The sequence below is a fragment of the Pseudomonas sp. MF6776 genome (assembly GCF_016613125.1).
In the GTDB taxonomy this organism is placed as follows: domain Bacteria; phylum Pseudomonadota; class Gammaproteobacteria; order Pseudomonadales; family Pseudomonadaceae; genus Aquipseudomonas; species Aquipseudomonas iridis.
This window is the reverse complement of sequence record NZ_JAENSQ010000011.1, coordinates 174,518-187,696: the sequence shown is the minus strand read 5'-3', so window position 1 is coordinate 187,696 and position 13,179 is coordinate 174,518. Positions and strand designations below refer to the sequence as shown.

Below are 13,179 nucleotides of genomic sequence, written 5' to 3'. Positions count from 1 at the left end.
ATGAGCGCTCGCAAGCAACAGCTTCTCAAGGCCCATCGACGTAACAAGCGCATGTTCCTCGTAGCCTTTCTGGTCGCGCTGCTTGTGATCGGGTTGCTCATCGCGTGGTGGCTGGTGCCGCTGTTGCTGGTGCTGGCCTGGATCGCCCACGAGGCGTGGTTTGCCGATCATTTGTTCTATCGGCCCTCTGACGATTATCAATACGCGTTTCCTGCAGACACGGCGCGTCAGGCGGTGAGCCTGAGCGCTGGTGTTGTGCGTCTGAGCGAGCCGTTGGCAGCAGGCGAGACGCTTGTTCTCGAACTTGAATTGAAGGCTGGCTGGCTGGGGCGCTGGCTCGATCCTTACGTTCAGGTCGGCGATGATCGCCAGGATTTTGAGCGCGGGGTCAGCGGGCGGCGTTTTCTGAATCTGTCCGGTCAAGCCAAGGCATTGCAGCAGGGATCACTGACCCTGCGCGGCCGCTATTGTGCAGCGGGTACCGCCGGCACATTGTGGATCATGGCCAGCCCTGACTACAGCCGCCAGCGTGTGATGGTCATCGCGCCCCATGCCGATGATGCCGAGTTGGCAGCGTTCGGCCTGTATAGCCGCTGCGAGGACGTCAGCATCGTCACTCTGACCCAAGGCGAGATCGAGGCTGAAGATTTCCAGCGCCTGGGTCTGGATCAAGCTGCGGCTGCCCGGTTGAAGGGGCGTTTGCGCAGTTGGGACAGTCTGGCGATTCCGCAGTGGGGCGGGGTGCCCGCCGAGCGTTGCGTGCAACTGGGTTATTACTGCCTGCAATTGCCTGCGATGGCTGCAGAACCGGGCAAGGCGTTCGGCTCCCGAGAGTCGCAGGAAAGCGATGTGCGCAGCGTGCGCCGGCATAATCCTCTGGCCTTGCCCGCCGACATCGACGGGCAACCGACTTGGCAGAATCTGGTCGGTGACCTGGCGAAACTGCTGGAACACTATCGTCCCGAGGTGCTGGTCACGCCGCATCCTGAGCTCGATCCCCACAGCGATCACGTCGCCTCCACTCAAGCGCTGCTTGAAGCCATTGCCCTGAGCAACTGGAAGCCGACGACGTTCCTGATGTACGCCAATCACCTGCATGACAACGACCGCTGGCCGATGGGGCCTGCCGGTGCCGGTATCGCCTTGCCGCCTGCGATCGAGCCGTTGCCGGCTGACCGCTTGTGGAGCCCGTTGCTGTCGGCGGATACGCAGCTGGACAAGGCCATGGCACTGGCGATGGAGCATGACTTGCAGGGCGGGCAAGTGTGCAAGCGCCAATTGCGCCGCTGGATCCAGCAGGCTCTGGCCGGGCGCCGCTGGCCTGTAACGGGCAGTAACGAATTTTTCCGCAAGGCTGTCCGGCGCCACGAATTGTTCTGGGTGCGCGACCTTTCAGATTGAGGCGGACGGCGCTTTTCCCTGTGTTAATATCGCGCCCCTGTTCATTTTGTATGTGGGTTGCTCCATGAAGTTGTCCATGCCGCGTTTCGATCAAGCCCCGGTCTTGGTAGTCGGCGATGTCATGCTCGACCGTTACTGGCATGGCGGAACCTCACGGATCTCCCCTGAGGCCCCGGTGCCGGTCGTTAAAGTCGAGCAAATCGAAGATCGTCCGGGCGGTGCCGCGAACGTTGCCTTGAACATTGCCGCGCTGGGTGCGCCGGCGTCCCTGGTCGGTGTGACCGGTGACGACGAAGCTGCCGACAGCCTGAGCAACAGTCTCAAGGGCGCGGGCGTACGTGCCTTGTTCCAGCGCATTGCGCACCAGCCAACCATCGTCAAGCTGCGGGTCATGAGCCGGCACCAGCAATTGCTGCGAATTGACTTTGAAGAACCGTTTGCCACCGATGCCCTGGCCCTCGCCTCGCAGGTCGATGATCTGCTGGAAGGCATCAAGGTGCTGGTGTTGTCCGACTACGGCAAAGGCGCGCTGAAAAACCATCAGGCGCTGATTCAGGCTGCCCGCGCCAGGAATATCCCGGTGCTGGCCGACCCGAAGGGCAAGGATTTCTCGATCTACCGTGGCGCCAGCCTGATCACCCCCAACCTCAGCGAATTCGAAGCCATCGTCGGCGGTTGCACCGATGAGCATGAACTGGTGAGCAAGGGCGCTGCGCTGATGCACGACCTTGAGCTCGGTGCGCTGCTGGTGACCCGTGGCGAACACGGCATGACCCTGCTGCGTCCTGATCATCCGGCGCTGCACCTGCCGGCCCGTGCGCGAGAAGTGTTTGACGTTACCGGTGCCGGTGACACGGTGATCTCGACGCTGGCTGCTGCCATCGCCGCCGGTGAAGAGCTGCCTCACGCTGTGGCGCTAGCCAATCTGGCCGCAGGCATTGTGGTCGGCAAACTCGGTACGGCGGCCATCAGTGCTCCGGAACTGCGTCGCGCCATTCAGCGTGAAGAAGGCTCCGAGCGCGGTGTGCTGGGCCTGGAACAGTTGATTCTCGCGGTGGCCGATGCTCGGGCGCATAACGAAAAGATCGTGTTCACCAATGGCTGCTTCGACATTCTGCACGCCGGCCACGTGACCTATCTGGAACAGGCGCGCGCCCAGGGCGATCGTCTGATTGTCGCGGTCAATGACGATGCTTCGGTCAGTCGCTTGAAGGGGCCGGGTCGTCCGATCAACAGTGTCGACCGCCGCATGGCAGTTCTGGCAGGGTTGGGCGCGGTGGACTGGGTCATCAGTTTCCCTGAAGGCACCCCGGAAAACCTGCTGCGGGAGGTCAAGCCGGACGTGTTGGTCAAGGGCGGCGATTACGGGATCGACCAAGTGGTCGGCGCCGACATCGTGACGTCTTATGGCGGTACCGTGAAAGTGCTGGGGCTTGTGGAAAACAGCTCGACGACCGCAATTGTCGAAAAAATCCGCAGTCGCTGATCAGATGAATTTTTACCTTTGTGTACTGCGTGTGAACGGATTTTGCCATGGGGATCTAGCCGTTTCCGTTGATGTCGGCAGGTTTGAATCCGATGCGCTTGCCTGCCTACGTCGCGTGGTCAATTAACCTATGAAAGTCATGCTACTGGTGATGGACGAGCAGCGGGTCATTCTCGACCGGCTCTACGACATCGTGCAGCAGAACTGTGATGAATGCGTCATCTTCCGTCTGAGCAAGCAGCAACAGATGAATCTCGGGCCGTTTCTGGCCTCGGTTGACTATCAAACGTTCGACCGCGTGGTGATCTTCTCTCGGGTCAAGCGCCTGGCCACGCAATTGCGGGTGCTCAAGTGCATTCCCGGGCTGGTGTTCCTCGAGCACGACGCCTACCAGAACTACATGCCCGCCAGTAAATATCGTGGCGTGTATTCGCGTCTCTACAGTCGTCTACCGAGCTGCCGCGCGCTGGTGTCCGGCGCCGTTGTTGCCCGCAAAATGCTCGCTGAAGGCATCGACACAGTCTTCGTCTCCAAGGGTTACGACGAGCAGATGCTGCGCAATACCGGCGCCGAGCGCGATATCCCCATCGGTTTTCTGGGCAGCCTGAAAAGCACCGAGTACGCCGAGCGCAAGGCAATGCTTGAGTCGCTCGCGCAACGTACCGGCATGCTGGTGACTCGCACGAAATCGGGTACGGAATACCTCGAAACACTCAATCGCATCAAGATTTTCGTCAGTGCTGACATCGGCATGAACGAGTTCATGATCAAGAATTTTGAAGCCATGGCTTGTGGCTGCGTGCTGCTGGCCTGGAGCCAGGGCGAAGAAGACCAGTTGCTCGGCTTCGAAGACATGCACAACACCGTGTTTTACCGCAGCGCAGACGAGGCCGTTGCGAAGATCAAACTGCTGCAGGACGACCCGGAGCTGGCGCAGCGTATCGCCATGAAGGGGCAGGAGTTTGCGCAAAGTCGCTATTCCTTCGCTCGCGTTGGCCAGACCCTGGCCACGGAAATCCAGCGTGAAATGCGCCCATGGCAGCCGCCTTCGGCGTTCACGCAGTTCTGGGTCAAGCTACGCCACGGGATGAAGGTGCCGACCTGAATGAAGGACGAACACATGGCGCTGGATGCGCTGCCTGGCGGTGACCAGTCTGTTCTGCAGGCGCTGCCCGCGCCATTGCAGGCATGCCTGAGCCGTGCGCCTCGGGTCGTATTGATTGCCAACAATCCAGCCATTACGGCGGCGGATTTTCAGGCGTTGAACATTGGCGTCGATGACGTCGTGGTCAGCTTCAATACCTGCATCAAGGCGTCTCTGCTCGACTCGCGAAGCGTGAACGTCGTCGTGCATGGCTATAACGCTCAGGACGCGTACTTTTTTGGCCTGCCCTTGGGGCCGGACGTGCAGCGGCTGTTTGATCAGGCGGGTGAGCGCTGTTTCACCATGCTGGTCGGCTGTGCCGCACCGATGAGTCCGCTGACTCGGGTGGCCATGTACTGGGATCGCATTCCGCTGCCACCGCTCTGGAACTATCCGGTCGACCGGCCGGGCGGCAAGCGCTACGTTGGCCCCTCCACCGGTTTCAACACGCTCGTGCTGTTCGACTGGTTGCGCGGTCACGTCGGGTACACCTATCAGCTCATGACCCTGGGTTTTTCCAACGAAGCTGGAAAACTGTGGGGTGGGCATGCGTGGGATTACGAGCGCGACTGGCTGCAGAAATCGGACGTCATCGTCGTGCCGCTGCAACCCCGCCGCTGGTGGCAGAAGTTGTTTCGCCGCAAATAAGCGAGTCCGTGCCGGCCGACCCGTACAACTTTCGAAAAGGTGCTGTTGAGTGTTGAAAATTGCCGTGGCTTTTTTCGGTATCCCGAGAAACTCGCCGATTTGTTTTCCTTCCATCGAGCAGAACGTACTGGCGCAGTTACCTGCGGGCAGCGACGTGAAGTGCTTTTATCACCTGTACAAAATCGATGAAGTGCAGAACTCCCGTTCAGGCGAGAAAGGCGAGCTGGCGGCGGACAACTACCAGCCATTCGAGTCGATGAGCGGGACGCTGACCTCGACCGAAGGCGTGCTGGAGCGTTGGGATTTCGAGCAAGTCAAAGCACAGGGCGACACCTGGGCGGATGATTTTGCATCGTTGCGCAACCTGATCTATCAGCTCAACTCACTGCACACCGTCACCAGCATGATTGAATCCTTCAATCCCGATTTCGTGGTGTTCGTGCGTCCGGACAATTTCTTCCACAACCCGCTACCTGCTTATGTGTTCAATCATCCAGAGGCGCGGCGGCACAATGCCTACATTCCCGACTGGCAATGGTGGGGTGGGTTGAACGACCGCTTTGCCATTTGCGGTCGCGATACTTACGTCGCGTATGGCAAACGCATCGAGCGCATCTTCGAGTTCTGCAAGGCAACGGGGAGGAAGCTGCATTCCGAACGCTTGCTCAAATTCGCGTTGCAGCAGGCCGACGCCAAGGTTTGCACACTGAAGACCCAGGCTTCGCGAGTGCGTATTACCGGCGCCTTTGCCGAGGAGTCGTTTTCGCCCAAGCGCGGCATGGGCAAACGCGAGAATCGATACTTCCACTTCTTCGCCACGTTGCGTACATGGCTGGATCGCCGGCGCTAACCGGCAGTCAGCGCGCGCGCTTCTTGCCCAGGCCCACAAGGCGCAACGCCTTGAGACTTAGCTGCTTGAGGCCCGCACGAGGGGGCTTTGCCGGTTGCAGGCCCTGTTGCACGAGCCAGTCTTTCCAGCGAATGCGCTCTTCGCGCACTACCCAGCCTTCTTGATTCGCAAAGCTCTCGGCCAGATACAGCCCGCGTGTGCTGGCCGGTAGCAGTTTGTCGCGCTTGAGGGTGTACAGCTCGGCCAGTGGCGCGCCGTCCTTGAGTGGCATCAAGTACAGATCGGGGCGCTTGCGGTCGAGCCGCGCCACCAGTTGATCGCCTTCCAGACGCTCATCGACGTGGAACAGGCTCAGGGACTTGGCTTCCTTGGGCACGTCCAGGCGCAAGTCGTAGATCAATTGCAGCGACGCTGTCGGCAAGTGCACATAGGCCCGCGGCCGCTCCAGCAATTGCAGATTGGCGCTACGAATGGGGCGTGCCGAACCGGACAACGGCGTCAACCGAAACGGCAAAGCCTCGCGATAGTGCAGGGCCGAGGAGTAGGGCGCCGGCAGCCAGGTGTCGTTGAAGCGCCCGCCGAGCCAGCCTTCGGGGGTTTCCAGCAAACACTCTTCGGCGATTTCCTGAATGGCCGTGTGCAACGGAATATTCAGTTCGTGAGCCGGTACGTAACCGGAAATCAACTTCAGCACCACATCGCCGCGATCCTGCCGGCGCTGGCGCACCAACACCCAGTAGTCGCGATTCTGCCAATGCAGGGTCAGGCGCACCGAGACTCCCAGATTCGCCAGTTCCAGCGAGAAGCGCTCGGCGTCCGCCACGCTGACCGGTTTGCGTCGCTGCAAGGTCTGCGTGAAATTCAGCGGCATCCCGACGCTCTGATACGTCAGGCCTTCGGGCGTAGCTTCGACGAACAGCGGCAGAGTCTTGAAGTTGCTCGGGTTCTTTCTGATGAGCGTGCGCGGCATATCGGCTCCTGCTTAAGGCCGCGGGGCGGCGTCAATGACTACGAAGGACTTGGGCAACGGTCGCAACGTTGTGGGCGAGGTGCAGCGGATTGATCGTCCCGACGATAGCACTGGCGACGCCAGGTTGCGCGAAAAGCAACTCGAAGCTGGCGCGCACCGGATCCACGCCCGGGCTCAGGCAAACGTGACCGCTGGCCAGGGCCTTCTTCACCAGAATGGCTTTGCCGTGCGCAGCAGCATAGTCAATGACAGCCTTCTCGTTTTGTTCGTTCAGATTGTAGGTGACCATCGCGCAGTCGCCTTGCTCCAATGCTTTGAGGCCACCTTCGACGGTCTTGCCGGAAAAACCGAAGCCGCGAATCTTGCCCTCGGCCTTGAGCGCGGCGAGTGTGGCATAAACCTCTTCGTGCTCAAGAATGGCCAGGTCGTTGCCATCGGAATGCACCAGCACCAGGTCGATAAAGTCCGTTTCCAGACGTTTCAGGCTGCGTTCGACCGACAAACGCGTATGCGCCGCGCTGAAATCGTGTCGCGAGAGGCCGTCGGCAAACTCTTCGCCGACTTTGCTGACGATCACCCAATCCTGACGCTGGCCGCGCAACAGCGGGCCAAGACGCTCTTCGCTGCGACCGTAGGCCGGGGCAGTGTCGATCAGGTTGATGCCCAACTCGCGTGCCTGCCTGAGCAGCATCCGCGCTTCGTCGTCATCGGGAATCTGGAAGCCGTTGGGGTATTTCACCCCTTGATCGCGGCCAAGTTTGACCGTGCCCAGGCCCAGCGGTGAGACCGTCAGGCCGGTACTGCCCAGCGGGCGGTGAAAGTCATGCAGGGTGGCAATGCTCATGGCAACAGTTGCTCCCAGGCCGGAACGCCCATCGGTGGTTTTGGCAGCGACGGCAACGGTTCGCCGGGTTGCGGCTGGATACCGTCGCGCTGCAATGAGGCCATCACTCGGTCAGCAAAGTCCGGCGCCAGCGCCAGTTTGGTCGGCCAGCCGACCAGCAGGCGACCCTCTTCGGCGAGGAACGCGTTGTCCGGGCGCGTCAGGCCGGTTTGCAGCGGCTCGGCACGGTCGACGCGCAACGTCGCCCATTGTGCAGTGCTGAGGTCGATCCACGGCAACAACTGGGAGATTTCTTTTTGCGCGGTAGCGATCTGTTCGGCGGGTTCGCGGTTCACGCCTTCACTTTCGGCAATGTCGCCACCCATGTACCAGACCCACTGACCATCAGCCGCCGGATGCGTGGTGACGGTAATGCGCGGTTTGGTACCGCCACCCAGGCAGTGGGCGTACAGCGGTTTCAGGCCTGGGCCTTTGGCGAGGATCATGTGCAGCGGCCGGCGCTGCATGGCCGGTTTGCTCAGGCCCAGGTGCTCAAGCAAATGCGCGGTGCCTTCGCCAGCACTGAGCACGATGCGCTGGGCGCGGATCTCGCGACCGTCGACCTTCAGGCCCACCAGCACGCCTGCTTCCAGCAACGGCTCGATGGTCTGCCCGGCGAGCAGACCGTCACCGGCCAGATCGGCCAGACGCTGGATCAGGCTCGGCACATCGACCACCAGTTCGGCCAGGCGATAGACCTTGCCCTTGAAACGTTTGTCTTGCAGGGCTGGCGGCAGTTGATCGCCCTTGACCTGATCGACGCGGCCGCGCACGGCTTTACTGGCGAAGAAGCTGGTGAGGTTGCCGGCGAGGGTGCCCGGCGACCACAGGTAATGGGCTTCGGAGAGCAGGCGCACGCCACTCAGATCCAGCTCGCCGTTGCCGGCCAGCGCTTCACGCCAGCGTCGCGGCATGTCGGCGATGGCTTCCGAAGCGCCGGTCAACGCGCCGTGCAGCGCGTACTTGGCGCCGCCGTGGATGATGCCTTGGGATTTCACACTCTGCCCGCCACCGAGGCTGGCACTTTCCACCAGCACGGTCGAAAACCCCTGACGGCGCAGGCGCGCATTCAGCCAGAGGCCGGCGACACCAGCGCCGACAATCAGAACGTCGGTGGAAATAACGGATGGCATGCAGCGACCTCAGTGTTCAAGACGAGGGCGCAGTATACAGACTCGGGAAAGAGGCGGATTTGTCGATGATCAACAGGCGGGATGCAAAATCAAATGTGGGAGAGAGCCTGCTCGCGAAAGCGCTGTGTCAGGCAATATCGTTGTCGACTGACATGCCCTCTTCGCGAGCAGGCTCGCTCCCACAGGTACTGCGATTGGTTTTTAATGGCCCGCAGTTTTCGAGAACAGTTGAATCACCACAACGCCCAGAACAATCAACCCCATCCCCAAGATCGCCGGCACATCCAGCTTCTGCCCATATATGAACAGCGCCGCGATACTGACCATCACAATGCCCATCCCGGCCCACACCGCGTAAGCGACGCCCACCGGCACCGTGCGCACCACCAGAATCAGCATCCAGAACGCGATGGCGTAACCCACGATCACTACCAGCAGCGGCAGCGGTGTACTGAAGCCTTTGACCGCTTTCATCGAAACGGTGGCCATGACTTCGGCGCAGATGGCGATGGCAAGGTAGGCGTAGGCGTTCATGTGTAATCCTCGTGTGTAGCGTTACTTTCTGAGGTCGGCATTTTAGAGGTTGTTCAGATGCGGTAAAGTCATTACCTATCTGTTTGGGAGATGGGTTGCGCGATGAGTATGCAGTGGAATCTGGATCAGCTACGCGTGTTTATCGCGGTCGCCGAACAGCGTTCGTTCTCCGCCGTAGCCCGGCAGCAGCGCAAGGCGCAGTCGGCGATCAGCAGTGCCATCGCCATGCTCGAGGACGATCTGGGCGTGAGCCTGTTTGAGCGTAGCAGCGGTCGTCAGCCGAGGCTCACCGAAGCGGGGGAGGCGCTGCTCGAGGAGGCGCGAGAAGTCTTGCGCCAGTGTGAGCGCCTGAATGGCCGGGCCATGGCGATGATGCGCGGCCAGGAAGCGCAACTGCGCGTGGCGCAGGATGAGGCGATGCCCTATCAGGCGCTGGTGGAAAGTTTCGGCGCGCTGGCCGATCAATTTCCCAGCCTGGAAGTACAACTCACCAGCGCTGCTCAAGGCGAAGTCGCACGCAAACTCGTCGAGCGCCGCGCCGATCTCGGCTTGCTGTTCTATCACGATGAAATCCCCGAGGCGCTGGAGCGACGAGTATTGGGGAGCGTGGAAATGGTCACGGTCTGCGGGATCAATCATCCGTTGGCGACGCAGACGTACGTGACCTGCCAACAACTGGCGCAACACCGGCAACTGTTGATGTCGACGCAAACCAGTGTCTACCCCGGCAACGAGCCGGCCAGCCCACAGGTGTGGCGTGCCGACAGTTTTTACGTGATGGCCGAATGGCTGGTGCGCGATCTAGGCTGGGCGTGGCTGCCCAGGCACGTGGTGCAGTACTCGGCCTATCAGGGCTTGATGGTCGAACTCGACAGCGAATGGACGCCGCCAGCGCTGGTGGTGGAGCTGGTCTGGCGGCGTGACGAGCCGCTCGGCCCGGCTGCGCGTTGGCTGGCCGAGCGTTTTGCCGTGCACTTGCGCGCGATCGACGGAAAAAGTCGATAAACTCCGCCGCCATGAATAGAACTCTCTACACCGCGCTGTTTTACCTGGGGCTGCCATTGGTGGCGATTCGGCTGTGGCTGCGGGCGCGCAAGGCGCCGGCGTATGCCAAGCGCATTGGCGAACGTTTCTCTTACGCGATGCCGGCGCTGCAACCCGGCGGCATCTGGGTACACGCGGTGTCGGTGGGCGAAAGCATCGCCGCCGCGCCGATGATCCGCGCGTTGCTGCAACGTTATCCACAGCTGCCGATCACCGTGACTTGCATGACGCCGACCGGTTCGGAGCGGATTCAGGCATTGTTCGCCAACGAGCCGCGCATCCAGCACTGCTACCTGCCCTATGACTTGCCATGTGCAGCGGCGCGCTTCCTTGATCGCGCACAGCCGAAACTGGCCGTGATCATGGAAACCGAACTGTGGCCCAACCATATTCATCAGTGCGCCAAACGCGGCATCCCGGTGGCGCTCGCCAACGGACGATTGTCCGAACGCTCGGCCAAGGGTTATGGCCGCTTCAGCAAACTGACTGCGCCGATGCTCGCCGAGATGAGTTTTTTTGCCGTGCAGACCGAGGCCGAAGCTCAGCGCTTCCGCGATCTGGGTGCGCGTCCGGAGACCGTCGAAGTCACTGGTTCGATCAAATTCGACCTGACCATCGACCCGCAACTGCTGCAACGCGCCGCCCAATTGCGTGGCCAGTGGCAGGCGCTGGAGCGACCGGTGTGGATCGCTGCCAGCACCCATGAAAGCGAGGATGAAGTGGTGTTGAACGCCCATCGGCGTTTGTTGGCCAATCATCCGGATGCGTTGCTGATTCTGGTACCGCGTCACCCGGAGCGCTTCAACTCGGTGTTCGAACTGTGTCAGCGCGAAGGTTTTGCCACACTGCGTCGTTCGACCGCCGCCAATGTCGATGCGCAAACTTCGGTGCTGCTCGGCGACACCATGGGTGAGCTGTTGTTTCTCTACGCCTTGGCCGACAGCGCCTTTGTCGGCGGCAGCCTGGTGCCGAATGGCGGACACAATTTGCTGGAGCCCGCCGCACTGGCGAAACCGGTGATCAGCGGCCCGCACCTGTTCAACTTCCTCGACATCGCCGCGCAGTTGCGCGAGGCCGGGGCGTTGGTTGAAGTGGATGATGCCGAAGGGCTGGCAGTGGAAGTCCAGCGCCTGTTCGAACTGCCACGGGATGCACAGCGTATGGCTGATGCGGGGCTGGCGGTGATGCGCCGCAATCAGGGCGCGTTGCAGCGTTTGCTGGATGGCTTGGGCCGACTGATCAAATAAAGCAAAAAGATCGTAGCCTTCGGCAGCTCCTGCATGGAAATGCATTCCAATGTAGGAGCTGCCGAAGGCTGCGGTCTTTTGCTTTTAAGGGCGGGCCCTGAGCTGCGCCTCGGCAGCCTTGGCCAGATCCGGCGGCAGGAAATCCTTGTCCGGGTTGTAATCGGCCTTCAGGTAACGGCGCAGATCCTCCAGATCACCCGGGTTCAATGTCCCCGCGGCCTGCTTCAAGCGCAGGTTGTCGAGGATGTAGTCATAACGCGTGTTGTTGTAGTTGCGCACCGAGGTATACAACTGGCGCTGCGCATCGAGCACGTCGACGATGTTGCGCGTGCCCACCTGATAACCGATTTCCGTGGCTTCCACCGCGCTCTGGTTGGAGATGATCGACTGGCGGCGCGCCTGCACCTGCTCGACGTCGGTGTTCACCGCGCGGTGCAGGTTGCGAGTGTTTTCGACGACTTGCCGGCGCAGGGCTTCGCGCTGCTGCTCGGTTTGATCGAGGCGTGAGTAGGACTCACGCACCTGGGAGCTGGTCAGCCCGCCGCTGTAAAGCGGAATGTTCAGTTGCAGGCCCAGCGTGCTTTGCTCGACGTTGCCACCGTAGGGTGTGCCAAAGGCGTTCGGGTTGGCGAAACCGAGGGCGTCGTTGTCACCTTTTTCGTACTTGGCCACCGCATCGAGGGTCGGCAAGTGGCCGGCCTTGCGCTGTTTCAGGGTCTGTTCGGCGGAACTGACAGCGTAGTTGCTGGCGAGCAGATTGAGGTTCTGTCGGGCGGCGGTGTCGACCCACGACTTGGCGTCATTCGGCGCCGGCGGCAGGATCGGCAGCGTATGGACAATGCCCTGAATCGAGTTGTACTGGCGGTTGGTCAGGGTGATCAGCGCTTCGAACGCATCATCGACCTGACGCTGCGCGACGATCCGGTTGGCGCGCGCGGTGTCGTAGCTGGCTTGGGATTGCAGCACGTCGGTCTTGTCCGACAGGCCGACGTCGAATCGTTCGTTGGACTGGTCGAGCTGGCGCTTGAACGCGGCTTCTTCAGCCTTGGTCGAGGCCAGGTTGTCCTGGCTGCGCAGCACGTTGAAGTAGCTCTCGGCCGATTGCAGGATCAGGTTCTGCTCGGTGGCCGACAGTTGCAGCGCGGCTTGTTCGTTGACGTCTTTGGCAGCCTGGTACTGGAACCAGCGATCGGCGCGGAACAGCGGCTGAGCCAGGGTCGCCTGATACGAGTGAGCGCTGCGGTTGGCGATGGCTGAAGGCTGGTCGAGCGAAGTGCGCACGTCAGCGACTTCGGCGCCACCGGACAGATTCGGCAGCAATCCGGCGCGAGCCTGCGGTACCACTTCTTTCTGTGCACCGTACTGGGCGCGGGCAGCGGCCAGGTCGGCGTTGTTGTCGACCGCTTCCTGATAGACGCTGACCAGATCGGTTTTGGTCGACAAGGGCGCTTCTGCTGCCCAGGCCATTGCGTTGGACGCACAAGACACGGCAAGAGCCAGTGAAAGTTTGCGCAGCATGAGGCGATCCCTAGCATGAATATTATGGAAGTAATCCGGGCGCCAAAGGTAAGGCGCACCCCCCGTAGCGTCAAGGCCCGGCGGGGCAGAGCGAGTGTAGTTGCGCCTGCGTTCGGCAACAATCCGTTAATTGCGCCATTCATCATGGTGTTTGCCGCGGTGTTGGCGTTCTTTGCCGGTTGTGTCTAGACTGGCCGGGTTCTTGTCGGGGTGCCTTGCTATGAGGCTGAGATCGAATAATTTCGGATCCCGTTGAACCTGATCAGGTTAGCGCCTGCGTAGGGAACAAGATTTCTCGTCACCCGGCGAGTCCTCTTGTGC

Annotated in this window: 12 protein-coding genes and 1 riboswitch; of the genes, 7 read left to right on the top strand and 5 right to left on the bottom strand. The window is 61.0% G+C overall.

Annotated features, from left to right (window positions below; translation table 11 throughout):
* The 5 genes from JJD74_RS15305 (at window position 1) to JJD74_RS15285 (ending at window position 5,529) form a co-directional block, all read left to right on the top strand.
* Window positions 1-1,401, top strand: a complete 1,401-nt coding sequence (locus JJD74_RS15305; RefSeq protein ID WP_200615151.1) for a PIG-L deacetylase family protein — start codon at window positions 1-3, stop codon at window positions 1,399-1,401.
* A 64-nt stretch (window positions 1,402-1,465) separates the two neighbouring features.
* Window positions 1,466-2,887 (top strand): bifunctional D-glycero-beta-D-manno-heptose-7-phosphate kinase/D-glycero-beta-D-manno-heptose 1-phosphate adenylyltransferase HldE, encoded by a 1,422-nt coding sequence (hldE, locus tag JJD74_RS15300; RefSeq protein ID WP_200615143.1) that lies wholly within the window; start codon window positions 1,466-1,468, stop codon window positions 2,885-2,887.
* A 130-nt stretch (window positions 2,888-3,017) separates the two neighbouring features.
* The gene (locus JJD74_RS15295) at window positions 3,018-3,992 is read left to right on the top strand and encodes a glycosyltransferase family protein (RefSeq protein ID WP_200615134.1); all 975 of its coding nucleotides are present in this window, start codon (window positions 3,018-3,020) and stop codon (window positions 3,990-3,992) included.
* A complete protein-coding gene (locus JJD74_RS15290) occupies window positions 3,993-4,679 on the top strand; it encodes a hypothetical protein (RefSeq protein ID WP_115145957.1) in 687 nt (228 codons plus the stop codon).
* A 49-nt stretch (window positions 4,680-4,728) separates the two neighbouring features.
* Complete coding sequence (locus tag JJD74_RS15285; RefSeq protein WP_200615132.1) at window positions 4,729-5,529, top strand: hypothetical protein; 801 nt, start codon at window positions 4,729-4,731, stop codon at window positions 5,527-5,529.
* 7 nt (window positions 5,530-5,536) lie between these two features.
* Here the strand turns inward: JJD74_RS15285 and JJD74_RS15280 are convergent, their stop codons facing one another.
* From JJD74_RS15280 to JJD74_RS15265, 4 genes are all read right to left on the bottom strand, one after another.
* Window positions 5,537-6,499 (bottom strand): hypothetical protein, encoded by a 963-nt coding sequence (locus JJD74_RS15280; protein WP_047299465.1) that lies wholly within the window; start codon window positions 6,497-6,499, stop codon window positions 5,537-5,539.
* Window positions 6,500-6,530: 31 nt separating this feature from the next.
* Window positions 6,531-7,343, bottom strand: coding sequence for an aldo/keto reductase (locus JJD74_RS15275; RefSeq protein WP_047299466.1), 813 nt, complete (start codon window positions 7,341-7,343; stop codon window positions 6,531-6,533).
* On the bottom strand, window positions 7,340-8,515 hold the full coding sequence (locus JJD74_RS15270) for an NAD(P)/FAD-dependent oxidoreductase (RefSeq protein ID WP_200615130.1): 1,176 nt from the start codon (window positions 8,513-8,515) through the stop codon (window positions 7,340-7,342). The genes JJD74_RS15275 and JJD74_RS15270 overlap by 4 nt, the downstream gene beginning before the upstream one ends.
* A gap of 201 nt (window positions 8,516-8,716) precedes the next feature.
* The gene (locus JJD74_RS15265; protein WP_042557345.1) at window positions 8,717-9,049 is read right to left on the bottom strand and encodes a DMT family transporter; all 333 of its coding nucleotides are present in this window, start codon (window positions 9,047-9,049) and stop codon (window positions 8,717-8,719) included.
* 102 nt (window positions 9,050-9,151) lie between these two features.
* On the opposite strand from JJD74_RS15265, the gene JJD74_RS15260 reads away from it, so the two are divergent.
* Both JJD74_RS15260 and waaA read left to right on the top strand, forming a co-directional pair.
* Window positions 9,152-10,054, top strand: a complete 903-nt coding sequence (locus JJD74_RS15260; RefSeq protein WP_115145953.1) for a LysR family transcriptional regulator — start codon at window positions 9,152-9,154, stop codon at window positions 10,052-10,054.
* 11 nt (window positions 10,055-10,065) lie between these two features.
* The gene (gene waaA / locus JJD74_RS15255; RefSeq protein WP_200615121.1) at window positions 10,066-11,340 is read left to right on the top strand and encodes a lipid IV(A) 3-deoxy-D-manno-octulosonic acid transferase; all 1,275 of its coding nucleotides are present in this window, start codon (window positions 10,066-10,068) and stop codon (window positions 11,338-11,340) included.
* Window positions 11,341-11,424: 84 nt separating this feature from the next.
* On the opposite strand, the gene JJD74_RS15250 is transcribed toward waaA, so the two are convergent.
* Entirely contained in the window at window positions 11,425-12,858 is a 1,434-nt protein-coding gene (locus tag JJD74_RS15250; RefSeq protein ID WP_115145951.1) for a TolC family outer membrane protein, read from the bottom strand.
* Window positions 12,859-13,054: 196 nt separating this feature from the next.
* Window positions 13,055-13,160: riboswitch (TPP riboswitch) on the top strand.
* Window positions 13,161-13,179 lie beyond the last annotated feature (19 nt).

What these genes read in the sequence shown, in the direction of transcription:
- waaA (WP_200615121.1), top strand. Translation starts at nt 10,066, where the DNA reads ATGAATAGAACTCTCTACACCGCGCTGTTTTACCTGGGGCTGCCATTG.
- JJD74_RS15305 (WP_200615151.1), top strand. Translation starts at nt 1, where the DNA reads ATGAGCGCTCGCAAGCAACAGCTTCTCAAGGCCCATCGACGTAACAAG.
- JJD74_RS15265 (WP_042557345.1), bottom strand. Translation starts at nt 9,049, where the DNA reads ATGAACGCCTACGCCTACCTTGCCATCGCCATCTGCGCCGAAGTCATG.
- hldE (WP_200615143.1), top strand. Translation starts at nt 1,466, where the DNA reads ATGAAGTTGTCCATGCCGCGTTTCGATCAAGCCCCGGTCTTGGTAGTC.
- JJD74_RS15260 (WP_115145953.1), top strand. Translation starts at nt 9,152, where the DNA reads ATGAGTATGCAGTGGAATCTGGATCAGCTACGCGTGTTTATCGCGGTC.
- JJD74_RS15295 (WP_200615134.1), top strand. Translation starts at nt 3,018, where the DNA reads ATGAAAGTCATGCTACTGGTGATGGACGAGCAGCGGGTCATTCTCGAC.
- JJD74_RS15270 (WP_200615130.1), bottom strand. Translation starts at nt 8,515, where the DNA reads ATGCCATCCGTTATTTCCACCGACGTTCTGATTGTCGGCGCTGGTGTC.
- JJD74_RS15275 (WP_047299466.1), bottom strand. Translation starts at nt 7,343, where the DNA reads ATGAGCATTGCCACCCTGCATGACTTTCACCGCCCGCTGGGCAGTACC.
- JJD74_RS15280 (WP_047299465.1), bottom strand. Translation starts at nt 6,499, where the DNA reads ATGCCGCGCACGCTCATCAGAAAGAACCCGAGCAACTTCAAGACTCTG.
- JJD74_RS15290 (WP_115145957.1), top strand. Translation starts at nt 3,993, where the DNA reads ATGAAGGACGAACACATGGCGCTGGATGCGCTGCCTGGCGGTGACCAG.
- JJD74_RS15250 (WP_115145951.1), bottom strand. Translation starts at nt 12,858, where the DNA reads ATGCTGCGCAAACTTTCACTGGCTCTTGCCGTGTCTTGTGCGTCCAAC.